This window comes from Sphingobacteriaceae bacterium, from assembly GCA_002319075.1.
GTDB lineage: Bacteria > Bacteroidota > Bacteroidia > B-17B0 > Aurantibacillaceae > Aurantibacillus.
This window is the reverse complement of the sequence record NVQB01000001.1, coordinates 260,648-287,105: the sequence shown is the minus strand read 5'-3', so window position 1 is coordinate 287,105 and position 26,458 is coordinate 260,648. Positions and strand designations below refer to the sequence as shown.

The window sequence follows — 26,458 nt, the reverse complement described above, 5'->3', positions numbered from 1 at the left end:
ATGAAGTGCTTGTATTATATTGTCATATAATTGTATGACGATGGTTAATTTCAGAAAACTCAAAATTCACAAAAAATACCGTACTCGGAAATATGATGAAACTAAAATTCCTGAAATTCGTCTGGAAGGCAAATGGCTTGAAAGCCTTGGTTTTAAGAGAGGTCAGACCGTTAAGATTAAACAGCAAAAAAATAAATTAACCATTACAGTTGTCAACAAATAAAAACTTGTCTGCCTTGTTGCCGGCAGGCCGCGATTTATGGCTGGTCAGGCAAGCGCAAGGACGCTTTACCGTACCAATTTTGTTAGGGCGCGGGCATTGGGTTATGCTTTATAACCAAATTCCGTTTTGTTGCCGGCCATTTTATTTATAATGGCGGTCACTGTTTCTAATTTTAAGTATTGGTCTTTATTTATTGTCGCCCAATAGTGTGAAAGTATTTTTTTCAATTCGTTTACAGGAAAATTTGTCGAGATAATTTTAGGAACCTGAAATCTTTCATTGTCATTGAAGTCAAGTTTAAAAGCCTGTCCTTTTTTGTCGATTATTATTTCGTCAGGATTTGGCTGGTCACCGATAAATTCGTTCGAATAAAATTGGTCGGCCCTAATAAAGAAACGAAAATCGTCTTTTATTGATTTGTCGTAAACGATCGCAGGAAATTCGGGAACAACACCGTGCTTGCTTGTTTCCCAATGTTCTTTTAAAACTTGGTCTTGCCAAAATAAATCAGCAATGAATTTTTTAAACTTGTCTAACATTCTTTGTTTTTATGTCTAAGCATGAGTCGAGATTTGCAAACCAATTTAGGAAATCAAGAACTTCAGTTTCTTCACCACGTCTATTTATGTCGCCTGCATGTACTATAACGTCACCTTTTGGAAGTGTCAATTCGTTATGTTGTCCATGAGAGTCGGCGATGATTACAAATTTCATAATGTCTGTCAGCCTTGCCACTAACCACCTCATACCATTACCTTCTTCCTCCAATCTGGTGGTTTTTACAAAGTTGGATTACCTTTTGTTTTTTGGCAGTAGTTCTTAAAGATAGGAAATTTTTAAATCTGCCAGGTTCATTTTTTGTATGTTCATCGCCGGTTGTTACTTCAAAGTAATTTTCGGCGGGCTTTCACGCGCAAAAATTTTTAAATGCCTCGCTCTCCTTCATGGTTTGTAATTTCTCTTTATCCAAAGGTTTTTCAATGTAATTTAATACACAGGGATAGTTTTTTGATTTTTCATGGTCTGAAACGTTTACTGAAGAGCTCACAAGCAGTACCGCAAATTGTTTGTCTAAATCACCTGCAGTTAGGGCTTCCATAAATTCCCAGCCATTCATTTCCGGCATGTTTATGTCCAGGAAAATCAGGTACCGTTTCGCAGGTTGGGTTTGCATGTAGTTTAAGGCTTGTTTCGCGCTATGAAAGGATTTTGGAACTACGCTAAATTTACAATCTATGAGAATTCTCTCATGAATGAAAACTATAATATCATCGTCGTCAATGATTAGTGTTTCAATTTCCATCGTGCTTAATGTCGTATTCTACGTGTTCTGCTTTTAATATAATATCTTTAATAATGGTATCTATTTCGTGCACAGACTTTAAGAGGTTAGTCCGTATCATGCTTTCTTCTGCGGATGAAATTTTTTGATTTTCTACTACATCAATAAGCCCCATAATCCGCGTAAGTGGAGCGCGCACAATATGCGACTGAGTCCAGGCAATTTCTTTTAATTTTTTATTCTGGCTTTCAAGGGCCTTTAAATAGTTAATTCGCTCGGTGATGTCATTTATCAAAACAATTCGGCAGGTTATTCCTCTTACGGAAATAGTGTTGCTTTGAATTTCAACTTTAATATGTTCCCCGTTTTTTTTGAGGTGGGTAAATGTTTCGTTTGAAAAATAATCATAGCTGCGACGGTGCGATTCTACTGCTTTTTCCATACGCTCTAATTCATCCACTGGCCTTATATCGCGAATAGTCATAGAAAAAAACTCCCTTTTGCTATAACCATAGTGACGGACAGCCGAATCGTTGACGTCTATAAATTGTAAAGTTTTTAAACTGTAAATCCACATGGGTTGTGGACTTAAATGAAAAAGATCACTGTAGCGTTTTTCCGATTCTTTAAGTTGTGAGATTTGTTCAACGTCTCTTGTAATATCTTTACTGAAACAAGCCACGCCAAAAATTTGGCCGGAGTCATCATACATTGGACTAAAAGAAATCAGGCCATATTGCATTTTGTTTGCAGAAGTATTTAAAATTTCTTCGCGAACGGTGAACTTTACGCCACTTAGAGCTTTTTGATAATATCCTTTCCATCGGGAAGTGCGTTCTTCACCAAAACCTGCAATAATAACTTCATCCCCTTCTCCAAAAAAACGATCTGTAGCTAGTTTCATCATTTCGCAGTAGGGCTGGTTGGCTGTGATAATTTTGAGATCTTTATCCACCGACCATACAAGGTCATCAGTACCGTTGATCAAATTACGCAGATTGGTTTTAGTTTGGGTTAACTTTATTACATCCTGGGGATATGGAGTGTCTATTGTTTTTTCGAGTGTTTGAAGGATATAAGTCTTACCTGAACCCTCTTTAATGATAGCATGTTCGGCAAACAGGTCAAAACTTTCGGCGTACCTTGGTGACTGAAACCTGAGAGCGCATTTTTGAGCGGGTTCGTTGCTTTCGGCCAATACTAAGCTTGCGCGAAGATTTTGGAGATCACCTTCGAAAACCTGAAATACTTCTTTTCCTACAATATCCGTCTCAACAGAACCTGTCAATTTTAAAAAGCCGGCACTTACCGCTACCACGTAAGATCCTGTAGTTTGTTCGCTTATCAGCAAGTTTGCCGAAGGTAAAGCTTTAATGAGACTGGTAAACTGGCAAGTATGCTCCATACAGGTTTCTTGTTGCGAAAGTAGACTTTATTTTTTGAGAGGAATGGTGGCATGTAAGGTTTTGATCAATATTGACATAATTTCTCTCTCAAAAAACGCGAGCTTTGACTTTAGTATCTGATTTTTTAGACTTGGACGTGAAATTGGAGACAAAACGTCGCTTCGAAAACAGTGTTGCAAGCTTAGTTTTTTAAATAAGAAGGTTGTAACTAATTATCGTGTAATTTGATTTTGCTGAACAAAATGACTTAAATTCAGCATGGAGGAATCCTCTTCATCTTTACCTTTTTTTTATGGCAAGAACTTTAGTCCAATCATAGGCGATGAAATAGTATAAACTAATTTATTTTGTTTAACAAACGTTAAACAAACTTATCCTTTAATGCAGCTCTGAGGGTACCGAAAGGCGTTTTAAAAAAACATGCTTTTAATAATTTTAAAAATAACCAGGAAATGAAAAGAAATGTAATCGTATACCTAGCAACATTTTTGTTGGTACTTGCCTGTGGTATTGGGTTAACGAGCAGTTATAAGTCCTGGAGGCAGTATTGTAAAGAGACCAAATTATTAACTAAGGTTATTTTTCTCTTTCAGGAATTAGCCTTAGAATTAAACAACGCTTCTGTTTCTCACCCTGACCTTCTTAAAAAAACGAAGAATTATAATGGAAGTAATCTGTTTTTTACTGACAGTTTAAAGATTAAATCCATTTTAACTTCTCTGAAAAATACCTCGGTCGATTCCGTAAATAAAAAGATTATAACTGAACTTACTAAAAAAGTTCTGCCGGAATTGCCATGGATGATTTCAAGCAATGTAACCGATTCAATACTCCAAGGAAATTCGGATAGTCATTTAACTCTATTAGTAAGCATAGATAGTTTGCTGAAAATTGGAAAAAAAAGAGTAAAGTTTCTCAGCGCTTATAAAACAAGTAAAATGGAATCGTCATTCAATAAAGTGGCGAGTTTGTTAACTCTGTTTATAGAGGTTTATCTCGCGATCTTAATTGCAGTCTTTTGGAGATTTAGAGTAGAGAAACTGAAAAGAAAAAAAGGAGAAGAAGATCTGCGGCAAAAGGACGTTTATTTTCAGTCGACACTTGATCACATGCAGGAGGGTATACAGATACATGACTTTAACTGGACATATACCTATGTGAATAATGCCTTGGTAAACTACAGCACCTATAAGCGTGAAGAACTTATTGGGCAAACACTCTTGCAGAAATATCCAGGCATAGAGCAATCAGACTTGTTTAAAATTTTGCAAAAATCTATGCTTGAAAGAGTTTCGCAGGACATAGAAACAGAATTTGTTTTTCCGAATGGCTCAAAAGCAGATTTTGAATTGAGTATTCAACCTGTTCCGGAAGGGATTTTTATACTATCGATCGATCGTACAGAAAGGAACAAAATTAAACAGAAGCTTATTAAGGTTAACCGGCTCTATTCTTTTTTAAGCGCGATAAATCAAAGTATTGTGCATACAGAGACGGAACAACATCTTTTAGATAAAGTATGTTCCATTGCCACAGAAATTGGAGAGTTTAAAATGGCTTACATTGGTATATTGGATGAGCATGAAAAACTGCGTATCAAAAGTTTACGTGGAGATCAAAAAGGAGCCGCGCAACTATTAAATATTAATGGGCTCGATGTGAATGATCAGGCTTACCAACATGTGCCCACTGTAAAAGTTCTAAAAACCGGCGTATACAGTCATCACAACGACATGCAAAATGATCCTCTACTGGCGCAATGGACGGAAAAATTTATTGAACACGGAATAAATTCGAGCATTTCTCTTCCCATTATCATCTTTGGAAAAGTGAAAGGGGTTATTGGTATTCATGCCTCTTTAAAAGATTTTTTTGATACGGAAGAAATTTCTTTGCTTAAAGAAGCAGCCGGTGACATTTCTTTTGCCCTTGAAAATTTTGAAAAGATTAAAAGACATAAAGCAGTGGAGGACGCAGCTTCTAAAAACGACAGACGTTACAGAGCTTTGATTGAAAAAAGTAACGATATGAAAACGCTTACCGATTCCACAGGTGAACTCATCTATTGCAGTCCTTCTGTTCTTAAGACTTTTGACTACTCCAGTGAAGAATTTGTGGGCAAAAAAGCATTTCTGTTTTTTCACCCCGAAGACGTGCCTTCCATTGTGATAAGCAGAAATAAAGTAATTGATATGCCCGGAGCCTCTTACACTTTCTTATCAAGACTTCTGCATAAAAATTCAGAATGGATTTGGTGCGAAGGAACCGTGACCAATTTTTTACATGAACCTGCGATTGAAGCCATGGTAACAAATTTCAGAGACATCAGTGAAAAAAAACAAATGGAATTACACAGAGAGTTTGATAAAAATAACCTCAATGCTTTGATCAATAATACTAAAGATCTTATGTGGAGTGTCGACAGGTCATTTAGATTGATAACGTCGAACAAACCTTTTAACGTGTTTATAGAAAAAACAATGAAAAAAACTATCAAAAGAGGGGATAGTTTATTGAACGAAGAGTTTGCAGCGGAATCTCTTCTGAACGTTAAAAGCAGCTATATGCGGGCATTTACCGGTGAAGCATTTTCTGAAGTTCTGCAAAACGGAAAGGATGGTTCGTGGTCAGAAGTTTCGTTTTACCCCATTCAGAGAAATGAGCAGGTTATTGGAACAGCTTGTTTCTCAAGAGATATTTCAGAGACCAGAAAAACGGCTTTAGAAAAGGAAGAACTAATTAAGCAATTAATTAAAAACAATAAAGATCTTAACCAGTTTGCATATATCACTTCTCATAATTTACGGGGTCCGGTTGCCAATTTGCTTGGCCTTACGAGCTTGCTCGATCATTATGATTTAAAAGATAATGATTTGAATAAGATACTCGCAGGCATAAAAACGTCATCCCTTCTTTTTGATGGCACCATTCGTGATCTCTCCACTATACTTACAGTAAAGGGCGACTCGTCTAAAAGTCTGGAAGCTCTTGAGTTTAGCGAAACATGGAATAAGGTCATTGCTCTTTTTCAGCCTTTAATAGAGGAGAGCAAAGCTGAAATTATTTACAATTTTGAAGAGGCAAAAGAAGTCGTTTTTTATAAACCTTACCTGGAGAGCACGTTTACAAATCTGCTTACCAACGCTTTAAAATACCGGGCAGAGGACAGGGATCTCAAAATAACTATCAAAACTGAGTATGAAGATCATCAGGTTGTACTGTATTTTGAAGACAACGGTAGCGGATTCGATTCGGAATTTCAGAAAGGAAAAATTTTCCAGCTTTACCAGCGTTTTCATTTACATAAAGAAGGCAAAGGTATGGGACTTTTTTTGGTAAAGTCTCAAATAGAAGCCATGGGCGGAAGCATTGACGTATATAGTAGGCCAGGTAAAGGGGCTGCATTTACTATCAGATTTAAAAAGGCTTAGCTTTAACTTGTAATCACCAGCAAGGCAATTCATAACAGCACACAGGAAAGCAAAGCTTTCTTCCTATGTTCTCTGAAGTAAGCGCAAAAGAAGATCAATCTAAGCTGCCGAAAGTGGTCCAGCCTATGTCTCTATCCCGAAACAAGTTCGGGACAAGTTGTGTTTAATTTTCGCAGGGTATCCATAACAGTAATTGATTTTTCTCCAAATAAGCTTAGCTTTGAAATCTTTAAATGTTTCTCATCCGCAAAATAATTAAACTTTTATTCCTGGCTCTTTTAATTTGGTTCATTGTCCGTACTTTTTTATTCCAGGTTTACCGCATCCCGTCCGCCTCCATGCATGGAACTTTATTTGAAGGCGATTATGTAGTTATAAATAAATTGGCTTATGGAGCTCGCATTCCAATGACACCTCTGAGTTTAAGTGTGGGAGGCAAAAAGAAATTTTTAGATTGGATCCAGCTGCCTTATATGCGAGTGCCGGGTTACAGCGAAATAAAACGGAATGATATTGTTGCTTTTAATTTTGATCTCACAGAAGATTTACCTGTAGATCTTCGCGAAGAATACATAAAACGTTGCGTCGCTATTTCCGGCGACACCATTGAAATCGTAAATGGAAAAGTTTACGTCAACAAAGAACTAAATGAGCCTTCAACAATTTATAAAAATTATACAGTGGTGAGTGACCAGCCCCTGGATTCTTTTTTATTGAAAAGGCTGAATATTTTTCAAAACAGTTTTACCGCTGATCAAAAAACATATTCATTTTATATGAGTGATTCGCAGTCCGACTCACTTCAAAAACTTCCTTACATAAAAACAATCACTCAACAACCTTTAGTAAAAGACTACTATCATCCATCTGTTTTTCCGAATTACGCCGCTTTAAAATGGAACCTCGATTTTTTTGGGCCGCTCTACATTCCTAAAAAAGGAGACAGTATTTTATTATCTAAAGAGAATTTGGTTTTATACCAACGAACATTAGAACGTTTTGAAGAGGCTGAATTTCAATTTAAAGGCGATTCTGTTTTTGTAAATGAAAAATTTTCAAAGTTTTTTTTAGTGAAAAACAATTATTTTTTCGTGATGGGCGACAATCGTTACAACTCAATAGATTCAAGGGTTTGGGGCTTCATTCCTGAAAATCACGTTATAGGAAAGGCTGGTATGAAATTCGCCAAAACCCACAAGTGGGAATTTTCTCTACAGTAAATCGGTAAAATTTAAATACATTTTAGATATCTGACATCTGGATCTTATTTTCTCTCGTAAATAGGTAAGAATAATAAAAACCTGTTTAACACGATGAAAAAATCTACAAAAACGATTCTCGGTATAGGATGTGTGGTTGCTTCGGTAATCACTTTCTATGCATGGGACTCACAGAAATCCCTTCAGGCCTCGAGCCACAGGGAGGCTCCGCTGATCGCGAACGATCCGCTGGCCGACAATACGGATCTTTATGCCTTCCGTAGTCCCGACGATACCAACAACGTCACCATCATTGCTAACTATGTACCTTTGCAATTACCACAAGGCGGACCTAACTACGCATCCTTTGGTGAAAACATCCGTTATGAAATTCATATCGAGAACGATGGTACAACCGGCGATGATATTACTTACCGCTTTACTTTTTCTAAGGTGAATGAAGACAGTACAACGTTCTTCAATATCCGTTTAGGCAAAGAAAATTTAAAAACAACTTACAAAGCAGAAAAAAGTGTAAACGGTGGAGCCTTTACTACGATTGTAGCAGCAGGTTCAGTGCCTCCGGCTAATATCGGACCTCGTTCCATTAACGGAGCTGCAGGTTTAAACACCTCCTACAGCACTTTGGTGTCTAATGCCATCACAAATGCAAGCGGTGGCGGAGGAGAAAAAGTTTTCTGCGGTCCTGTTGACGATCCTTTCTTCGTTGATTTAGGTGGTATTTTTGACTTAGGTCAAACCCGCGCTGGCGGCACAGGAACAAATGCACCGGCAGATGGAGTAGGACATAAAAATGTTCACACCATTGCTTTGCAAATTCCGATTGCCACTCTGCAACAAAATGGTTTGGCAGTAAGTTCTGCTACTAACATTTTAGACGGTCGCTTTATCATTGGGGTTTGGGCTTCAGCAAGCAGACAAACAACACGTACCTTAAATACTGCAGGAACGAATCCTACAGATGCAGGTACATGGGTACAGGTATCCCGCATTGGTATGCCTTTAACCAATGAGGCAGTTATTCCAATCGGGTCAAAAGATCTTTGGAATTCACGTACACCTTATAATGAGATTGCTTACCAGGAAAATTACTTCTGTAATCCGGAGTTAGCATTATATATGGATCAATCGCAATTTGGTTCTGCTGTTCCGGCATTAACGCCATTACGTATCCAGGCAAACTCTTTACAAGCTTACGATTTCCGTAATGGTAAAGGCGGTTTATTCGCTCTGAAAGGTTCAGCAGCTGTTGCAGGAACTGCTTTAGACAATGCTCTTTTCGGAAATTATTTATTGAGAGCTAACAAACCACGTTCAGTAGATATCCTTCCAATCTTCCATACAGGTGTTCCAAATTTACCGCCGTACCAATTGGCTACAGGTAAAGGTGGCAATCCGCTGGCTGTAGGTAAACCATTCATCAACAATTTCCTTCCAACTTTTGGAGATATGTTGCGCTTAAACATGGCAGTGCCTGTTACTCCTCGTAACTCAGGACAATTCAGTGAAATGGGATTGTTACAAGCTGCGGTTTTAGGATTAACGGATCCAACTTACAATGGCTCAAGCACGCTGCAATGGATTCCTAACATGGACGGTTTCCCGAACGGAAGAAGATTAGAAGATGATGTTACAACCATTGAACTTAAAGCGGTAAGTGGTGTGGTATTAGCTGCTATTGGTTTATGGTATGATGATTACACTGTTGGTGCTGCAAATCCTGTTACTCCAAATCTTGGTAATGTTTTGGGATACAGCGCAGGTGTAAGAAACAACGATACAACTTTTAAAGCTACTTTCCCTTATGTTCAAAATCCATGGAGTGGTTACGATAATCACAGTGGACAATAAGTTAAGAGTTCTCAAATAAATAATATTTAAAAATAATCTCATGAATAATAAAACTATAGCTAAAATTCTTGGTGCTACTCTGGTGATTGCTACGGCAGTTACAGTGTTCACTTTGGATTCGCAAAAATCTACCCTGCAGGCTTCAAGTCACAGGGAAGCGCCGCTGATCGCAAATGATCCGTTGGCAGATAATACGGACCTTTACGCATTCCGCAGTCCTGATGATACTAACATGGTAACCATTATCGCTAACTATGTTCCTTTGCAATTACCGCAAGGCGGACCAAATTATGCCTCTTTCGGAGAAAACATCCGTTACGAAATTCACATCGAAAACAACGGTACTGCCGGAGACGATATTACTTACCGTTTTACGTTTAACAAAGTAAATGAAGATACTACAACCTTCTTCAACATTCGTTTGGGAAAACAAAATCTTAAAACCACTTACAAGGTTGAAAAGATTACGAATGTGTTAAACATTCCGGTTACAACTACCATTTTACAAAACGGTATTGTTCCTCCTCCAAACATTGGGCCGCGTTCTATCAGCGGTGCTGCTGGATTAAACGCGCCTTCTTATGCTTCCCTGATGGCTGCTGCTGTTGGTACAGCATCGGGTAGTGGTGGAGAACGCGTGTTTGCTGGTCCATGTGATGATCCTTTCTTTGTTGATCTGGGTGGTATTTTTGATCTCGGACAAACCCGTGCCGGTGGTACAGGAAACAACAGACCAGAGGATGGTGTTGCTTGTAAAAACATTCACAGCATCGCTTTACAAATTCCAATTGCAACGCTGCAGAAAAATGGTTTAGCAGTTAGCTCTGCGACTAACATTTTAGACGGTCGTTTTATCATTGGTGTTTGGGCTTCTGCAAGCAGACAAGAAACCAGAACTTTAGGTACTAACGGTACTGAGTCTTATTCAGGAAACTGGGTACAGGTGTCACGTATTGGTATGCCTTTAACTAACGAAGCTGTTATTCCAATCGGATCAAAAGATGTTTGGAATTCACGTACTCCGTACAACGAAGTTGCTTACCACGAAAATTATTTTTGTAATCCTGAGTTAGCTTTGTATATGGATGACTCACAATTTGGTGGTGCTGTTCCGGCATTAAGTGCCTTGCGTATTCAAAGTTTATCATTGCAATCTTATGACTTCCGTAATGGAAAAGCAGGATTGTCTGGTTTAGCTGGTAGTCCGGCAGTAGCAGGTACCGCGCTTGACAATGCTAACTTCGGTGCTTATTTATTGCGTCCGGGTAAACCGCGTTCAGTGGATATTCTTCCGATTTTCCACACAGGAGTTCCGAATTTACCTCCGTACCAATTGGCTACAGGTAAAGCTGGTAATCCACTTGCAGCAGGTAAACCCTTCATCAATAACTTTATGCCAATTTTTGGTGACATGTTACGTTTAAATATGGCAGTGCCGGTTACAGCACGTAACTCTGCAGCTTTTAGCTCAGAAGGACTTCTTGCAGCGGCAGTATTAGGATTAACAGATCCTGCTTACAATGCTAATGCAAACTTACAATGGATTCCTAACATGGACGGTTTTCCAAATGGCAGACGTTTAGAGGATGATGTTACCCGTATTGAATTACAAGCGGTGAGTGGTGTTGTTTTAGCTGCAATCGGTTTGTGGTATGATGATTACACAGTTGGCGGACCAAATCCTGTGACTGCGAAATTAGGTGGTGTATTAAGCTACAGTACAGGTATTCAACGTAACGATACAACTTTCAGAACTTCATTCCCTTATGTGCAAACGCCTTGGAGTGGTTATGGAAAATGCGGTGGACCTTCTGCAATAAACAATACTGTTGGTCTTGCTGAATATGGTGTTGGTATGAGTGCTCCCAAAGTTGCCCTTATGCAAAATTATCCAAACCCGTTTAAAGGTGCAACTACTTTTAAATACCGTGTAATGGAAACTTCTCCGGTAGTGATCACTATTTATGATCTTGCTGGTAAACAAGTGGCAACAGCGGTTAACGAAAGAAAATCTGCCGGTACTTATGAATACAATTTTGATGGTAGTAATTTACCTACAGGTATTTATGTAGCTACTTTATCTACGGGTTATAAAACGCTTCAATCTATCAAGATTTCTGTTGTTAAATAATTCTCTGCTAGTTTATTTTATAAAGGATCGGGTAATTTTACCCGATTCTTTTTTTTAAGTTTACCACACGATGCGTAAAAATTTATATATTATTTTAATTGCTGCTACAGGAATTCTTTTAGGTGCAATTTTTTTATTCGCTAAAGAACCCGAAACAAAAATACCGCCATTCAAGGATAGAAGCGGAACAATAGCTCTATCAGGGGAATGGCTCAATTCTAAAAAAGCTATGGAAGGTTTATTAGCCGCCATAGAACAAAATCCGAAAGACTATAAATCCATGCTGGCCTTGTCGCAAGCGTATATCCAGGAAGGCCGCGAAACAGGCGATCATGGTTACTACGATAAAGCGGCTTTAGATTTATTAGATAAAATATTAAAAGCAGAGCCTCAGAATTTTGATGCACTCTGTTGTAAAGCTACAGTGCTCTTATCACAACATCATTTTACCGAAGGGCTGGAAGTAGCGCAAGCCGCGTTACCTTTGAATCCAAACAGCGCATTTATTTACGGCATTTTATGTGATGCCAATCTTGAATTAGGAAATTATACCAATGCCGTTACTATGGCCGATAAAATGATTTCCATACGTCCGGATATTCGTTCTTATTCGCGCGTGTCGTATTTACGTGAAATTTATGGTGATATTCCTGGTTCTATCTCCGTTATGAAAATGGCCGTTGCTGCAGGGTATCCCGGACTTGAACAAACAGAATGGACGCGTTGCATCCTGGCACATCTGTATGAAAGTAAAGGAAGTTTAGACAGTGCTCAAATGCAATATGAAATTGCCCTGGCTGAAAGACCAGATTATGCTTTTGCTATAGCGGGTCTTGGACGTATTGCAAAAGCCAAAGGAAATTATAAAGAGGCTATCGCAAATTACGAAAAGGCAAAAAGCATGATTGTAGAGTATTCTTTTTCAGATGAACTCACCGATTTATATAGATTAAATAATGAAAAAGATAAAGCAGATAAAAATGCCAAAGAAGTAATTGAAATGCTGGGACCAAATGCGAATGTGGAAGGTGAAAGCGGCCATGGTCACTACGCTGACAAAGAACTGGCTTATGCCTACTTAAAAACAGGAGAAATGGATAAAGCCCTGGAACATGCAAAAATTGAATATGAGCGACGTCCCGCAAATATCGACGTGGCCGAAACTCTTGCCTGGGTGAACTACAAAAAAGGCAACTTTGCAGAAGCTAACAAATTGATTCAGGTGGCTTTAAAAACGAATAGTAAAAATCCGGTTTTGCTTTGTCGTGCTGGTTTAATAATGATTAAAGCAGGTGAAACACAAAAGGGAAAGATCCTTGTAAAGCAGGCTATAGAAACTAATCCATTTATGGAGATCGAATTAAAAAAAGAGGCAGCGCCTTTCCTTTCTTGAAATGCTAAAAGAATTGAAAAACAAAAAACTATGGACGCTGCTTTTTTTAGTAGCGTATCTTATTCCGTTTTCTGCAAGTGCGCATGTAAATAATCCGGAGCTTGAAAAATTATCGCGAAGTGGCATTTTCTTTGTGTACCTGGAGTTAGGCTTTACACACATACTCCCTTTAGGCTTTGATCATATTTTATTTATCATCTCACTGTTTTTATTAAGTCCGAAATTAAAAACTATTCTCTGGCAAGCCACCGCCTTTACTATAGCTCACTCCATAACACTCGGACTTGCTATGTATGGTGTGGTTTCAGCTCCTTCACACATTATTGAGCCCATTATTGCACTTTCTATTATGTTCGTAGCTCTCGAAAATATTATTACAGAGCAATTAAAAGCCACTCGTATTGCCATTGTGTTTGCTTTCGGACTTATTCATGGCCTTGGCTTCGCTGGCGTATTGATGGACCTGGGACTTCCCCAAAAAGAATTTGTAAATGCCCTTATAAGCTTTAATGTTGGAGTAGAATTAGGACAAGTTACCATCATTTTATTGTGCTGGTTGGCTTTTGGAAAATGGTTCAGTCAAAAATCCTGGTACCGGAAAGCCATTGTTTATCCGCTTTCTGCCCTTATTGCTATTGTTGCTCTTTACTGGACAATAGAACGGGCATTTTTTAACTAGTAGTTGTAATCCGTTTTTTATTTCTTTTCGTATATAACTACAGTGAAGAAACTTTTCATATATCTTGCTTTATCCGTTTACGCATTTGCCCAGTTGAAGCCTTTGGCCGTGGTGGTTGAGGATGTTCTGGCTCATACGTTCTGGAAAGTGCAACACATGGCTACCGTACATTACGAAAACGGTCACTACCACGTTCACACTGAATTGAAAGATATTGCTGAAAAAGAAAATAAATCTTCGCAGCAAAAAATTCCCTCTTCAGAAAAAATACTGGAAAGCACTGCTCAGGATCTGGAACAAGTCACTTTTAATTTTCCACACGTAACTCTTTTTATTCCTGCAACGTTTCATTCTTCGCAGGATATTTTTTCCGGTTACACACAGATCACCATTCCCCCGCCAAAAGCATAAGCTGCAGATTTATTATTCAATAGGCTGTAAGGTGTATGCGCTAAAAAGTAAATAAGAAATTGGTGAGGGTCATTTGATGAAGACTTCATGAAAATTTTTGTAGATTTTTAGTTCTCGTTAACAGGTGCTTTTTAAAAGTGCACATGTCTTACAGCTTTATTTTAATGCCCAACAAAATAATAGCTTATGATTAAAAATTACATTTTTACAGGAATAATTTTATTCCTTTCAAACATAGCGTATTCACAAGCACCTGATTCTTTGTCTTCAAAAAAAGGGACGATCAAATTAAGTGAAGTTGTGATTTCCGATTCTAAAAATAACCAGGCTGCTTCAGAGATCATCAGCGGTATCGACAGACAATTACGTCCCACTAATTCAGCACAGGATCTTTTGCGTTTAGTACCCGGACTTTTCATCGCACAGCACGCGGGTGGAGGTAAGGCAGAACAAATATTTCTACGTGGATTCGATTCAGATCACGGTACCGATTTTTCAGTAAACATTGATGGAATGCCGGTGAACATGGTTTCGCATGCCCATGGACAAGGGTACGCAGATTTTCATTTTGTAATTCCTGAAACCGTTGACAAGCTTAAAGTATTTAAGGGAACTTACAATGCGGCTATCGGAGATTTTGCAACTTCAGGAGCAGGCGAATTCTCTACCAAAAACAGCCTCGAAAAAAGCCTGGTAAAACTGGAGGCCGGTCAATTTGATACTTACCGAGCTTTAGTGATGTTGGACCTTTTAAAAGGCAAACATTTGTTTACAAAAAATAATCCTGAAAACTTTTACATAGCCGGCGAGTACAATTTCTCGAATGCTTACTTCGAACAAAAACAACATTTTTACCGCTACAATATTTTTACAAAATACAGCGCCCAAATTAATTCAAAAAACTTTCTTTCATTTTCAGGTTCTACCTTTAATTCAGGATGGGACGCTTCTGGACAAATTCCGCAACGCGCGGTGAGTGATGGTGCCATTAGCCGTTTTGGAAGTATTGATCCAACAGAGGGAGGAAATACAAATAGAACCAACGCAAATCTCATGTTAACCACTTCTTTAAAAAACGGCGCTATTCTCAAAAACCAGGCGTTTTATGCCTACTACCAGTTTAATTTGTATTCTAATTTCACTTTCTTTCTAAATGATTCTGTAAATGGTGATCAAATTAATCAAAGAGAGAATGGAAGAAGTGTTTATGGATATAAAACTACTTACGAGCAAAATTCAAAACTGGGTTCTAAAAACCTTAAAACCCTTATTGGCCTCGGAACGCGAATAGATGCTGGTGTAATTTCATTAACACATTCTGTAAAACGCACAATCATCGATACATTTTCAATCGGCCGTCTTTACCAACAAAATGCAAGTGCCTACATAGACGAGACTTTAGAACTTACCCCTAAATTATCAGTGAATGCCGGGGTACGTTTTGATTATTTTGATTTTAAATTCACCAACCTTAAATACGACAGTCTGAGTGGACGCAAACAAGTTCCGAAGGTAAGTCCGAAATTAAATTTGTATTATAATCTTACGTCTGCGGTGCAACTCTACGTTCATGGTGGAATTGGCTTCCACTCAAACGACGCACGCTCTGTAGTCATCAACGCAACAGAGCATAGTCTTCCAACTGCTTTAGGTTACGAGGCTGGATCTACTTTTAAAATTGGCAAATCAATAGTCGTGAACGCGGCGTTGTGGGGACTTGATCTGCAGAACGAATTAGTTTACGTGGGTGACGAAGCTGTTGTGGAGATTAATGGTGCTACAAGGCGCCTGGGAGCAGACTTGTCGCTTAGATGGCAACTGACAGAAACTTTATTTTTAGATGGGGATATTAATTACAGCTACGGACGATTTGTAAATCTTCCGGAAGGTGAGAACAGAATTCCCTTAGCACCCACCTTAACAAGCACAGGAGGTTTAAGTTATAAAAGAGCGAAAGGTTTTAACGCGAGCCTGCGTTACCGCTATATTGATTCAAGACCGGCCAACGAAACAAATACAGTAACCGCTTTAGGGTATTTTTTACTGGATGCCGTTGTAAATTACACAACACCGAAATATCAGGTTGGTTTAACCGCAGAGAACCTTTTAAACACAGAATGGAACCAGGCGCAATTTGACACCGAGAGCAGGCTTAAAGGAGAGACGCAATCTGTAAATGAATTGCATTACACACCTGGCACACCTTTCTTTTTGAAAGGAAGTATTGCCTTGTTTTTTTAGATGAATTAAGGGAGTAGCTTTGCAAATTTATCCTGTCAAATTAGTAGATTTTTCCAGGTTTTCGGAGCAGTTAGTCTAGTTCTTTAATGGGACGGGTTCTCAAAACCTAAGCAGTAAGTCATAGCAGCATAAGTATCCAGTGGCTGTTAAGCCCAGCTTATGTTTAGTCGATTACGACCTCTTTGTTTTGTGTATCATCTCGACTACGCTCGATGTGACACTTATATTTAATTTTTTTTCGGTTCCGGCAGCGGCACAAAACCATGTTCTCCGTTAATCACGAGAACCTTGGTTCTTTTCCATCCTCTTTCTTATTCTCAATTAATTTTTTTTAGTCTCCGCAAATATTTCGCAAAGCGGAATATTTTCTATGCTCTTCTGTAGTCTAACAGTTGGTTTCTATTCCTACGGAAAACTATGAATGCCTATGTGTCTATGTGTTTCAATTTTTCCTCGGCTCCGGCAGAGGCACAAAACCATGTTCTCCGTTAATCACGTGAACTTTGGTTCTTTTCCATCCTCTTTCTTATTCTCAATTAATTCTTTTTAGTGGCCGCAAATATTTCGCAAAGCGGAATATTTTCTATGCTCTTCTATAGTCTAACAGTTGGTTTCTATTCCTAAGGAAAACTATGAATGCCTATGTGTCTATGTGTTTCAATTTTTCCGCGGCTCCGGCAGAGGCACAAAGCCATGTTCTCCGTTCATCACGTGAACCTTGGTTCTTTCCCATCCTCTTTCTTGTTCTCAATTAATTCTTTTTAGTCTCCGCAAATATTTCGCAAAGCGGAATATTTTCTATGCTCTTCTATAGTCTAACAGTTGGTTTCTATCCCTATGAAAAACTATGAATGCCTATGTGTCTATGTGTTTCAATTTTTCCGCGGCTCCGGCAGCGGCACAAAGCCATGTTCTCCGTTAATCACGTGAACTTTGTTCTTTTCCATCCTCTTTCTTGTTCTCAATTAATTCTTTTTAGTCTCCGCAAATATTTCGCAAAGCGGAATATTTTCTATGCTCTTCTATAGTCTAACAGTTGGTTTCTATCCCTATGGAAAACTATGAATGCCTATGTGTTTCAATTTTTCCTCGGCTCCGGCAGAGGCACAAAACCATGTTCTCCGTTAATAACCGGAAACCTTTGCTCTTTCCAATCCTCTTTCGCCTTCTCTATCAACTCATGTTTACTCGAAACAAAATTCCAATAAATAAAACGTTCTTCAGAAAAAGGCTCTCCTCCGAAAATATAAATGGTACTGTTTGCTTCAATAGTGAATTCACAGAGAGTAGCGTTGTTCGCAATCAAAATCTGTTTAGGGCCGTAAGTGTGTTCTTCACTGCTGATGCTGCCTTCGAGTATATACAAACCAGATTCTCCAAAAAGATCTTTCCCGCAATTTATTTTTTGCTGGGTTTTACTTTTCAATTCTATCATATAAAGTTTACTGTAAACAGGCACCGGAGATTTTTTGCCAAAGGCTTCTCCGGCAATTAATTTATAAGAAACATCGCCATCCATCCACTGCGGCAGATGTTCTTTATCGATGTGAAAAAATTGTGGGTCCATTTCTTCCAGCTCTTTTGGCAATGCTACCCAAATTTGTAAACCGTGCATAGTTTTAACAGCATGGCGCAAATAATCCGGCGTTCTTTCTGAATGTACAATGCCTTTTCCAGCGGTCATCCAATTTACTTCACCGGGTTTAATCTCTACCACATTGTCTAATGTATCGCGATGTAAAATGCTTCCTTCAAATAAAAAAGTAAGAGTCGAAAGTCCTATATGCGGATGCGGTAATACATCAAAATTCTCTTGCTCGCTAAGCGTGGCAGGACCCATGTGGTCGATAAAAATAAAAGGACCCACCATTCTTTTCTGACGGAAGGGCAATAGACGTCCCACCATAAAGTTTCCAATATTGGCAGCGCGCTCTTCAATAATAAGTTGGATGTTTGACATAACAGAAATTTATGACAAATATAAGAATAGCTCCAATAAAATTTCCGGAAGCGGATGCACTAAAAAGCTAATTAATCGGAGTTAATTTTAGATTAACTAAATGAAGAAGCACTAAACTTTAACTTCTCAATTTATAATTTTTCAAAAATTTAAAGAGATAATATACCTACCCAAGCGTCACTACCCAGAGCGGGATATAGCGGCGGGCAGGGTCCTTTGAAGCGAAAGGCCTCCTATTTTTACAGAACATACTTAAACAACCAGGACCTTCTTTTAAGGGAAGGTCCGTGGTTGTTTTGATTTCTATAATGTACTCCTGGCTCCGGACTATCATCCGTTTTCGGGATCTGTTATAGAAATTCAGATACGCTTATAGCGTTATTTTTATGCCAGCGTTTTTAAGGCCTCAGGCACTGCTTTTTGCGAAAATAAAACCGCAGCTTTTAAAAATATGGGGAAGATTTAAGACCAGGTAACTATGTTTAGTTTTTATTAAGTTTAACACTAACTAGTAAATGAATGTTAATGCGCCTTTATGTTTGTGTTGGGTCAAACGAGAAGGAAAGCGTTTTTTTTATAATTCGTTTATTTTTAATAAATTCGATATTCAACTAGTAGTCATTTAAACCTAAAAATAATCACTATGAAAAAAAATATTTTCCCGGCATTTTGTCTTTCTTTATGTTTAGTCGCTTCCACAATAAGTGCTACCAGCGTAATTGTTACTTCTAAAAGTTCTGTGGTGCGTCCAAACGACGAACGCCGCATTATCAAAATGAGTGAGCTGCCACAAGCGGTTAAAACTGCTTTAGAAGCTGATGCCTACAAAGAGTGGAAGGTAAAAGAAATCAAAGAAATTAAATTAGCGGGGGCTGTTAACAGACCCGACCTTGCAACGCAATATGAAGTGAAATTAACCAAGGGGAAAGAATCAAAAACGGTTCGTTTTCTGGAAGATGGTCGTGTAGAGAATTAATTTTTAAATGGCATTTATTGGGCCGTCCCGAATAAAATCGCGGCGGCTTTTTTTTATGCCATTTTTTAAATGAGTAATTTTTTTTAAAAAGCGTTTCCTAATGTAACAGCATGGGGCAAAAGTCAACACTAGTGCGCCTTGCAAAAAGTCAAACTATTTTTTCAAACTATTGAAGCTGAGTTGATTCTGTTATATCTTTTTTTTGGTATGGCGTTTGGCTCAAGTCAAACAAAATCTAAAACATAGCATATGAAAAAAATGATCTTACCGGCTCTTTGCCTTAGCTTAACTTTAACTGCTTTAAACGCCACAGCAACCACTATTTCCAACCGCGTTGCTACGGTGCTAACTGAAAATGACGAGCGTCGGGTTATTAAATCGGAAGAACTTCCTGCTGCAATTCAGAAAAACCTGTCTTCTGAGGTTTACAAAGGATGGGCAGTAAAAGAAGCTGCTAAAGTTACTACCAAGGTAGCAGCCGATGCTAAAGCACCTGCAGCATATTACGAAGTTGTTTTAACCAAAGAAAAAGAAACACAAACAGTAAAATTTCAGGAAGATGGTACTCTTTTAAAATAAGTTGTTACCTCTTTCCGTTTAAGAAAAACCGGACTTGTCCGGTTTTTTTATTTATTATAACTTTAAGTTTTTCGAAATACTGTATCTGGATTATGCCAAACATTTTACTCATTGAAGATGATATTGCTTTTGTTAACCTGATTAAGAATTTTCTTGAAAAAAATGGGCACACGGTAAATTACAAACGCACTCTCAAAGAATCGCGGGAAGAGATAAAAGAAAAGTCTTATGATTTAATTTTACTCGATTATCATTTGCCGGATGGTGATGCTTTTGATGTTCTCACTTTTCTGCATCAACACGCTATTAGCTGGCCGGTTGTAATTATGACCGGTTTTCATGATGTACGTACTGCTGTAAAAGCCATGCGTCTGGGTGTTAGCGACTATATTACCAAACCGGTAAATCCCGAAGAGCTAGCGATGATTTTAAAGACTATTTTTCAAAAAGAAAAAGTAAGTGAGGAGCTGCCTGTAAAAAATACTTCTGTTAAAGGAGAAAGTATGATCTCACAGGAGCTTTACCGTCATATTGAGCTCATAGCACCTACAAAAATGTCTGTTATTATACAAGGTGAAAGCGGTACAGGTAAAGAGAATGTAGCCAGAAGCATTCATCAACAAAGTAATTTTTCGTCGGGACCATTTATTGCCCTTGATTGTGGAGCTTTGTCAGATGAATTAGCTTCCAGCGAATTATTCGGACATGTAAGGGGATCTTTTACAGGCGCCAATTTCGATAAGAAAGGTGCATTTGAATCTGCTGATGGGGGAACTCTTTTTTTAGACGAAGTCGGGAATTTAAGTTATGCCGTGCAGGTTAAACTTCTGAGGGCTGTTCAGGAGCGCGTGATACAGCCTGTTGGGAGTAACAAAATCATAAAGGTTAATGTCCGTATCATTACTGCTACCAACGATGATTTAAGATCAAGTGTAAAAAACGGATCATTCAGAGAAGACCTTTTTCACCGTTTAAATGAATTTCAGATTTATGTTCCGCCCTTGCGGGAAAGGACAGAAGACCTGCATTTATTCATTAGCCATTTTATAGAAGAAGCTAATTCTGATTTGTCAAAAAAAGTCACTGGTGTTTCTTTAGATGTTCTCACCCTTTTTAAAAAGTATAACTGGCCGGGTAATTTAAGAGAACTCAAAAACATTGTGAAACGTTCGGTTTTATTATCATCTGGAGCCCTTATCCGGCAGGAGGATATTCCAGCAGAGATGCACAATACGCCTGAAAACCCGGTCCGTTCTTCCGATTCAGATCTTAAATTGATGAAGGAAGTAAACGAAAAGGAACTTATTGTTAGAACCCTGAAAGAAGTAAAGTTCAATAAAACGAAGGCTGCAGCTTTGCTGAATATTGACCGGAAAACGTTATACCTGAAAATTATGCGCTACGGCATAGAAGGGTAATTATTTGGTCATTGCAGGCTTAAGGTTCTAATCAGCGCTTCCGTCTTTTTATAAGCATACTCTGCATTTTCAAAAACGTTCTTCTCTTTTTTTCCTGCAGCCTGTTCCATTTTTCTGAAAGTACCTGATAGCTCATTCATTCCTAACTGTCCTACTTTAGCCGCGAGTTTATGCACGGCATGTGAAAGTTTTGTAAAGTCCTTCGTGCTTGCTGCATCCCGAAGCAAGTGGAGATCTCTAATAATCTCTTCACGAAAAAGACTAAGTGTTGTTCTAAAAAGAGTCTCATCATTTGCAGACATTATTTTTAGCGAGGAAAGGTCAAACTGGTCCTTCTCCGGGAGGGGCAACAACGCCGGCTCTATAGTTTCCGTCAGTACATCTAAAAACTCTTTTTCGCGAAATGGTTTTAAAAGAACGGCATCAAATCCTTGTTGTTTGATAAACTCTTTTTCTTCTGGTAATGCCTGGGCTGTTAGCGCCACAAACCTAACAGTAGATAGCACTTTCGCTTTCAAAATTTTAAAAAGTTCAATGCCACCAATTACAGGCATACGAATATCCAATAGCACAAGCTCAATGTGTTCGTCCCACAAATCATGCACTACTTTTTCAGACGAAGAATAACTCACATGGGGAATATCATATTTTGTTAGAATAAGCGAACAAAGTTGAAGTATAGGTAAATCATCATCGACTATAAGAATTTTTTTGTATCCGATGACAGGAGCGGGTTTGTATTCAGTTTCAGATGGATGTATATGGTGTGCAGCTGAATAGATAAGTTTTAATGTGAAACAAGTGCCTTTGTCTTTCTGGCTCTGCACTTCAAGCGTTCCACCTTGCATTTCAGTAAGCTGTTTGGCAATACTCAGGCCTAATCCGGTGCCACCATAGCGATTTTGAATGTCTGCCCCGGCCTGTTCAAACGAAGTAAAAATCTTTTTTAATTCTTCGGAAGTCATGCCTATTCCTGTGTCGCGGATCTCAAAGGTGAACTCCGTTTTTTCAGAAGAAAGTTCTTCGCCTTTTATGGTAAAACTAACTTCTCCAGTAGTGGTAAATTTTATAGCATTGCCTAGTAAATTAAAAAGGATTTGTTTTAACCGAAATGGATCGCCATAATAAAAAATGGTTTCGGGAATGTCACTTTTTAATCGAAATCCTATCTCTTTTTTTTCAGCCTGGTCTTCCATAATGCTGGCTACTTCAGCTATAGTTTCTTCCAAATTAAAATCCTTCTTGCTTAAGGTAAATTTTCCTGACACAATGCGGCTATAATCCAAAACTTCGTTAACAATCTGCAGCAAATGTTCTGAAGACTGGTGAATGGCTTCAAGAGACTGCTTCGGAGGACTGTTAAGATCTTTTAGCTGTTCTGAATAGCCAAGAATAGATTGCAAAGGGGTTCTTAGCTCATGACTCATATTAGCAAGAAAGCGGTGTTTTACCTGCTCAAGGTGTTCAGCTTTTTCTTTAGCCTCAATTAATTGTAGTTGTATGCGGTTACTGTGAGAGATGTCTGAAAAGATCAGGAAGATTAGAATAAGAATGATCACAAGGAAAGCACAGAGTATGGTTTCAATCCAGGTAAAGGCATCGTCAAAAACACTACTTAATGAATCGGTGGTTTGTTGAAGTTCATTGATTTCTTCATGTTCCACTTGTCGGAGTAATTTCTCCAGTTCATCAATAAAACTGGTGCTGGCCGTAATAAGCCTTAGCTCCTGGTCTTGTAATTTATGGCGCCTGTTATACCGGTTTTTCTCCAACGAAGTTATCGACCGCTCAATGTCTTTCATAAAGCTGTCGCGCTGCGTAATCGCAACGGTATCTATAGTTTGCTCAATCTCTTCCGTTATCAGTTTTTGTGGGAACTCATTCTGATCTTCTTTTGTTTTTTTCTTGCCAAAAACGCGTTTAAAAAAAGGCTCTTTTTTTTCGGGTTTCGCTTTTTCTAGGTTCAGCAGTGTCGTTGTTGTCGTGTTTTTTTTTGTCGTTTTTATAAGTGCACTATCATTCTTTTGTATGTTTTTTGAAATATACTCCGATAGTTCACTGATGTTTTTTGAAAGAGGATTATTCTTGAGTATACCATATTGAAATTTCAGATAATTCAGATACAAAGCATCGCGTTCATACAAAAGGGTTTGCATGTGTTTAATGGTTGCAGTTTGAATAGTGTCGTCAACACAAAAGAGTTGAAGGCTATCCAGCAGTTCACTGATTATTTTTGACTGCTTGTTTATTTTATTATAGGGTTTGGCGGCAAGATTTAGTTCCTGCGTTTTTTGCAAATAATCGAGTCGTTGAATTTTCTGAAAAAGGGTATTGATGAGCCTGAGCTTGGGATTTGGTTGGGATAGGATTTCAACTGCTGAAAAAGTTTTTTTAAATACTACCTGCGACAACGTCCATGCAAAAACGATAACCGCGCAGCCGCAGATAAATGCTGCAACAACCTTGCTTTGTACTGAGAGGAGCGCGAATTTTTGTCTAAAATTTGACATAGCCTTATCCTTCTAAATTAAGCATCACCAGTAACAAGAATTACCTACTTAGGTTAATAAAACTAAAAAAGTTATAAAAGTGAACTCCGCAACCCGTTCCAATCATCAGGAATATCCCGTCAAAATAATGTAAAATGTAAAAGCATTCTTTACTTTTGTAAAAGTGAATTATAGATTTTATTTCTTAGCTTTGGCCTGCCTGCTCCAGTCGTGTAATACAAGGGAACTTCCTGTGTTAGGTAACCCGAATGGAGATAAGGAAGATCCGGCTCCCACCATTCCTCCATTTGCATTCATTAACCAGGAAAATAAATCCGTGACAGATAAAACCTTTGAGGACAAAATTTACATTGCTGATTTTATTTTTTTATCCTGCGGTACCATCTGTCCTAAAATGAATAACGAAATGCTTAAAGCGTACAAAGTATTTGAGAAAGATGATCGGGTTTTATTCATCTCTCATACCATAGATCCCCAGCAGGACTCCGTTGCCCGATTAAAACGTTTTGCCGGAGAGCTGGGCGTCTCTTCGCAAAAGTGGCATTTTGTAACTGGAAACAAGGATAGTATTTACAACCTGGCACAAAAAAATTACTTCACATCTGCTTACCCGGATAGTTCAGACAAAAGCAATTTTATTCATGGAGGCGGATTATTACTGGTTGACAAAAACAAACATATTCGTGGTGTTTATGATGGCACCAACGAGCTGGAGACTGAAAGATTAATTAAGGATATAAAATTATTACTCAAAGAGCAATTTTAGTAAAAACTTTGAGTGTATATTTGCAAAGATTTGCAACGCATCATTTCCATATTTTTTGTACTTGTCATCTGCTTTCAAAGTGTTTCCACGTTTTTTATAATTACTTCTTTTTACTTAAACCGAAGCTACATCAGCCAGAACATCTGTGTTAACCGTTTCGACGCGGTACAGCTTTGTAAAGGAAGTTGTTATCTCGACAAACAACTCAAAGCTAAAGAAAAGGAACAGCAAAAGTTTCCGGATCTCAAACAGAAAGAGATTAATTTAATTTGCCAGCAAACTGTCTTTACCTTGAATAGGGAAGATGCAGGTGTAAAACTCATTCCCTGCACTCAGACGAGTGCCTATTCCTGTGCTTATAAGTCTTCTCTTTTTCGTCCTCCGCGCCTGGTTTAAGTTCCCCTTTTCTATTTAATTGTCTGTGCCTGGCTCTGCAAGAGTCGCTGGCATGCCTTATTTATTAAATACTTACACTATGGACTTAAAATTTTTAAAGACATGTAGTTTAATGGTTCTTGTTTTATTAGCAGGAATTGTAAGCGCTCAGATTTCCGGATCCCACAGCGAGTGCACAGCAGAAGAATGTTGCTGTTCCAACGATCTTACCCCTGCCGGCGTGATGATCAGTCATGTTCACAACAAAAAAGAATGGATGATTTCTTACCGTTATATGGCAATGGGAATGGCAGGAATTCACAAAGGAAATCAGGAAGTGAACAAGGGCGAAGTGCTTGAAACTTACCAGGCTTTTCCAGACAGGATGCAAATGAATATGCACATGCTAATGGCCATGTATGGTATCTCCAATAAACTTACCACCATGGTGATGTTTCAGTATAACAGTAACTACATGGAAATGACAATGCCGGTAGCAAAAAATATGCATCACCATGCTATGAGTAGCAGTGGGATAGGGGATACCAGGCTTTATGCCTTGTATGCTCTGGTCAAAAAAACATCTTCACAACTGAACCTCTCTGCGGGTTTAAATTTGCCAAGCGGCAGCCTCCATGCGAAAGGGGAGGCTGGAAGTGCCATGTTTCCTGGTAGGCGGCTTCCGTATAACATGCAGTTAGGTTCAGGCACCATAGATCTTTTACCTGGCATGACTTATCTTGCTGTGAAAAATAAAATAAGTTACAGCGCACAGGCTTCGGGAGTTATTCGAACAGCCTATAACGATTTGCATTATAAACTTGGAAATGAGTTTAGTATCAATGCCTGGGGAGCCTGGCAATGGCTTCCCTTTGCGGCCACTTCGTTGAGACTGGAAGCAACGAAAGCGGGTAAAATAAAAGGCAGCGACAGTTCACTTAACATGTACGAGGATTTGTCAGCAAATCCTGCAAATTATGGAGGCACACGCGCTTTTGTTTATCTCGGGTCTTCATTGCAGTTTAAGCAAGGCTTTCTGAAGAAAAATCGCTTCGGTGCTGAATACGGCCTTCCTTTTTATCAAAAGATGAAGGGTGTACAAATGATAACTACACATGCGTTGTTTCTTTCGTGGTCACTCACCTTTTAAATTTAATAATTAAAAAATAAAATAATATTTATGAATAACTCTAAAAAAATAACCCTTGTTTCTCTTTTATGCACAATAACATGGACACTAACGTTCTGTAAAAAAAATGAGACGGGCGGGAACGCCGAAATTCACGCACTTATCTACCACCATGAAACACCCGTTATTGGAACCACTACCTTGTATGTAAAGTTCGATGCCACAAATCAACCCACAGATCCAACAAGTAATTACGATTTAAAATTAACAGGAGATGAAGACGACAACCATGTGCATGTAGAAGATCTCCGTCCCGGCAATTATTATTTGTATGCTGTTGCTTATGACAGCCTCGCTAAAACTAATGTAAAGGGTGGCGTTGCAACAAAGATTAAATGGAGCGAACGAAAAAGAAGTAAAGATGTTACGGTGCAGGTTGGAGAATAGAAAAATATACTCATCAATCGTTTTAGGGCT

Annotated in this window: 22 protein-coding genes; 16 read left to right on the top strand and 6 right to left on the bottom strand. The window is 38.5% G+C overall.

Going from position 1 to position 26,458, the window contains the following annotated elements:
• The first annotated feature begins 40 nt into the window (after positions 1–40).
• The gene (locus tag CNR22_01210; GenBank protein PBQ30439.1) at positions 41–223 is read left to right on the top strand and encodes a hypothetical protein; all 183 of its coding nucleotides are present in this window, start codon (positions 41–43) and stop codon (positions 221–223) included.
• A gap of 101 nt (positions 224–324) precedes the next feature.
• On the opposite strand, the gene CNR22_01205 is transcribed toward CNR22_01210, so the two are convergent.
• The 4 genes from CNR22_01205 to CNR22_01190 all read right to left on the bottom strand — a co-directional run bounded on the left by CNR22_01205 (position 325) and on the right by CNR22_01190 (position 2,910).
• Positions 325–762: a hypothetical protein gene (locus CNR22_01205; GenBank protein PBQ30438.1), complete on the bottom strand. Its 438-nt coding sequence runs from the start codon at positions 760–762 to the stop codon at positions 325–327.
• Positions 746–991: a hypothetical protein gene (locus CNR22_01200; GenBank protein PBQ30437.1), complete on the bottom strand. Its 246-nt coding sequence runs from the start codon at positions 989–991 to the stop codon at positions 746–748. Before CNR22_01200 ends, CNR22_01205 begins: the two co-directional genes overlap by 17 nt.
• Before the next feature lie 139 nt (positions 992–1,130).
• Entirely contained in the window at positions 1,131–1,526 is a 396-nt protein-coding gene (locus tag CNR22_01195; protein PBQ30436.1) for a hypothetical protein, read from the bottom strand.
• Positions 1,516–2,910, bottom strand: a complete 1,395-nt coding sequence (locus CNR22_01190) for a hypothetical protein (GenBank protein PBQ30435.1) — start codon at positions 2,908–2,910, stop codon at positions 1,516–1,518. Before CNR22_01190 ends, CNR22_01195 begins: the two co-directional genes overlap by 11 nt.
• Before the next feature lie 453 nt (positions 2,911–3,363).
• On the opposite strand from CNR22_01190, the gene CNR22_01185 reads away from it, so the two are divergent.
• From CNR22_01185 to CNR22_01150, 8 genes are all read left to right on the top strand, one after another.
• The gene (locus tag CNR22_01185; GenBank protein ID PBQ30434.1) at positions 3,364–6,342 is read left to right on the top strand and encodes a hypothetical protein; all 2,979 of its coding nucleotides are present in this window, start codon (positions 3,364–3,366) and stop codon (positions 6,340–6,342) included.
• A gap of 233 nt (positions 6,343–6,575) precedes the next feature.
• Positions 6,576–7,562, top strand: a complete 987-nt coding sequence (gene lepB / locus CNR22_01180; protein ID PBQ30433.1) for a signal peptidase I — start codon at positions 6,576–6,578, stop codon at positions 7,560–7,562.
• A gap of 93 nt (positions 7,563–7,655) precedes the next feature.
• Positions 7,656–9,413 (top strand): hypothetical protein, encoded by a 1,758-nt coding sequence (locus CNR22_01175; GenBank protein ID PBQ30432.1) that lies wholly within the window; start codon positions 7,656–7,658, stop codon positions 9,411–9,413.
• Positions 9,414–9,453: 40 nt separating this feature from the next.
• Positions 9,454–11,544, top strand: a complete 2,091-nt coding sequence (locus tag CNR22_01170) for a hypothetical protein (protein ID PBQ30431.1) — start codon at positions 9,454–9,456, stop codon at positions 11,542–11,544.
• A gap of 70 nt (positions 11,545–11,614) precedes the next feature.
• Positions 11,615–12,937 carry a transposase gene (locus CNR22_01165; protein ID PBQ30430.1) on the top strand — a complete coding sequence of 441 codons (1,323 nt, stop codon included), beginning with the start codon at positions 11,615–11,617 and terminating at the stop codon, positions 12,935–12,937.
• Between the two features lies 1 nt (position 12,938).
• Positions 12,939–13,616, top strand: coding sequence for a hypothetical protein (locus tag CNR22_01160; GenBank protein PBQ30429.1), 678 nt, complete (start codon positions 12,939–12,941; stop codon positions 13,614–13,616).
• A 42-nt stretch (positions 13,617–13,658) separates the two neighbouring features.
• On the top strand, positions 13,659–14,027 hold the full coding sequence (locus CNR22_01155; protein PBQ30428.1) for a hypothetical protein: 369 nt from the start codon (positions 13,659–13,661) through the stop codon (positions 14,025–14,027).
• Positions 14,028–14,213: 186 nt separating this feature from the next.
• Positions 14,214–16,268, top strand: a complete 2,055-nt coding sequence (locus CNR22_01150; protein ID PBQ30427.1) for a TonB-dependent receptor — start codon at positions 14,214–14,216, stop codon at positions 16,266–16,268.
• A 1,078-nt stretch (positions 16,269–17,346) separates the two neighbouring features.
• On the opposite strand, the gene CNR22_01145 is transcribed toward CNR22_01150, so the two are convergent.
• Entirely contained in the window at positions 17,347–18,228 is an 882-nt protein-coding gene (locus CNR22_01145) for a hypothetical protein (GenBank protein ID PBQ30426.1), read from the bottom strand.
• Positions 18,229–18,871: 643 nt separating this feature from the next.
• Between CNR22_01145 and CNR22_01140 the strand changes: the two genes are divergently transcribed.
• The 3 genes from CNR22_01140 (at position 18,872) to CNR22_01130 (ending at position 21,201) form a co-directional block, all read left to right on the top strand.
• The gene (locus CNR22_01140; protein ID PBQ30425.1) at positions 18,872–19,204 is read left to right on the top strand and encodes a hypothetical protein; all 333 of its coding nucleotides are present in this window, start codon (positions 18,872–18,874) and stop codon (positions 19,202–19,204) included.
• 249 nt (positions 19,205–19,453) lie between these two features.
• On the top strand, positions 19,454–19,783 hold the full coding sequence (locus tag CNR22_01135) for a hypothetical protein (protein PBQ30424.1): 330 nt from the start codon (positions 19,454–19,456) through the stop codon (positions 19,781–19,783).
• 92 nt (positions 19,784–19,875) lie between these two features.
• Positions 19,876–21,201 (top strand): sigma-54-dependent Fis family transcriptional regulator, encoded by a 1,326-nt coding sequence (locus CNR22_01130; protein PBQ30423.1) that lies wholly within the window; start codon positions 19,876–19,878, stop codon positions 21,199–21,201.
• An 8-nt stretch (positions 21,202–21,209) separates the two neighbouring features.
• On the opposite strand, the gene CNR22_01125 is transcribed toward CNR22_01130, so the two are convergent.
• Positions 21,210–23,711, bottom strand: coding sequence for a hypothetical protein (locus tag CNR22_01125; protein PBQ30422.1), 2,502 nt, complete (start codon positions 23,709–23,711; stop codon positions 21,210–21,212).
• A 163-nt stretch (positions 23,712–23,874) separates the two neighbouring features.
• Here CNR22_01125 and CNR22_01120 point away from each other — a divergent pair, with 163 nt between their 5' ends.
• From CNR22_01120 to CNR22_01105, 4 genes are read left to right on the top strand one after another with little or no spacing between them, the layout of a single operon-like run.
• Positions 23,875–24,477, top strand: coding sequence for an SCO family protein (locus CNR22_01120; protein ID PBQ30421.1), 603 nt, complete (start codon positions 23,875–23,877; stop codon positions 24,475–24,477).
• A gap of 30 nt (positions 24,478–24,507) precedes the next feature.
• Positions 24,508–24,873: a hypothetical protein gene (locus CNR22_01115; GenBank protein PBQ30420.1), complete on the top strand. Its 366-nt coding sequence runs from the start codon at positions 24,508–24,510 to the stop codon at positions 24,871–24,873.
• A 52-nt stretch (positions 24,874–24,925) separates the two neighbouring features.
• Positions 24,926–26,002 (top strand): hypothetical protein, encoded by a 1,077-nt coding sequence (locus CNR22_01110; protein PBQ30419.1) that lies wholly within the window; start codon positions 24,926–24,928, stop codon positions 26,000–26,002.
• A gap of 30 nt (positions 26,003–26,032) precedes the next feature.
• Positions 26,033–26,428 carry a hypothetical protein gene (locus CNR22_01105; GenBank protein PBQ30418.1) on the top strand — a complete coding sequence of 132 codons (396 nt, stop codon included), beginning with the start codon at positions 26,033–26,035 and terminating at the stop codon, positions 26,426–26,428.
• Positions 26,429–26,458: the final 30 nt, after the last annotated feature.

Bases quoted from the DNA above. Each gene is read 5' to 3' on its own strand.
- CNR22_01210 (PBQ30439.1), top strand. From the start codon at position 41: ATGGTTAATTTCAGAAAACTCAAAATTCACAAAAAATACCGTACTCGG.
- CNR22_01205 (PBQ30438.1), bottom strand. From the start codon at position 762: ATGTTAGACAAGTTTAAAAAATTCATTGCTGATTTATTTTGGCAAGAC.
- CNR22_01195 (PBQ30436.1), bottom strand. From the start codon at position 1,526: ATGGAAATTGAAACACTAATCATTGACGACGATGATATTATAGTTTTC.
- CNR22_01190 (PBQ30435.1), bottom strand. From the start codon at position 2,910: ATGGAGCATACTTGCCAGTTTACCAGTCTCATTAAAGCTTTACCTTCG.
- CNR22_01185 (PBQ30434.1), top strand. From the start codon at position 3,364: ATGAAAAGAAATGTAATCGTATACCTAGCAACATTTTTGTTGGTACTT.
- lepB (PBQ30433.1), top strand. From the start codon at position 6,576: ATGTTTCTCATCCGCAAAATAATTAAACTTTTATTCCTGGCTCTTTTA.
- CNR22_01175 (PBQ30432.1), top strand. From the start codon at position 7,656: ATGAAAAAATCTACAAAAACGATTCTCGGTATAGGATGTGTGGTTGCT.
- CNR22_01170 (PBQ30431.1), top strand. From the start codon at position 9,454: ATGAATAATAAAACTATAGCTAAAATTCTTGGTGCTACTCTGGTGATT.
- CNR22_01165 (PBQ30430.1), top strand. From the start codon at position 11,615: ATGCGTAAAAATTTATATATTATTTTAATTGCTGCTACAGGAATTCTT.
- CNR22_01160 (PBQ30429.1), top strand. From the start codon at position 12,939: ATGCTAAAAGAATTGAAAAACAAAAAACTATGGACGCTGCTTTTTTTA.
- CNR22_01150 (PBQ30427.1), top strand. From the start codon at position 14,214: ATGATTAAAAATTACATTTTTACAGGAATAATTTTATTCCTTTCAAAC.
- CNR22_01145 (PBQ30426.1), bottom strand. From the start codon at position 18,228: ATGTCAAACATCCAACTTATTATTGAAGAGCGCGCTGCCAATATTGGA.
- CNR22_01140 (PBQ30425.1), top strand. From the start codon at position 18,872: ATGAAAAAAAATATTTTCCCGGCATTTTGTCTTTCTTTATGTTTAGTC.
- CNR22_01135 (PBQ30424.1), top strand. From the start codon at position 19,454: ATGAAAAAAATGATCTTACCGGCTCTTTGCCTTAGCTTAACTTTAACT.
- CNR22_01130 (PBQ30423.1), top strand. From the start codon at position 19,876: ATGCCAAACATTTTACTCATTGAAGATGATATTGCTTTTGTTAACCTG.
- CNR22_01125 (PBQ30422.1), bottom strand. From the start codon at position 23,711: ATGTCAAATTTTAGACAAAAATTCGCGCTCCTCTCAGTACAAAGCAAG.
- CNR22_01110 (PBQ30419.1), top strand. From the start codon at position 24,926: ATGCCTTATTTATTAAATACTTACACTATGGACTTAAAATTTTTAAAG.
- CNR22_01105 (PBQ30418.1), top strand. From the start codon at position 26,033: ATGAATAACTCTAAAAAAATAACCCTTGTTTCTCTTTTATGCACAATA.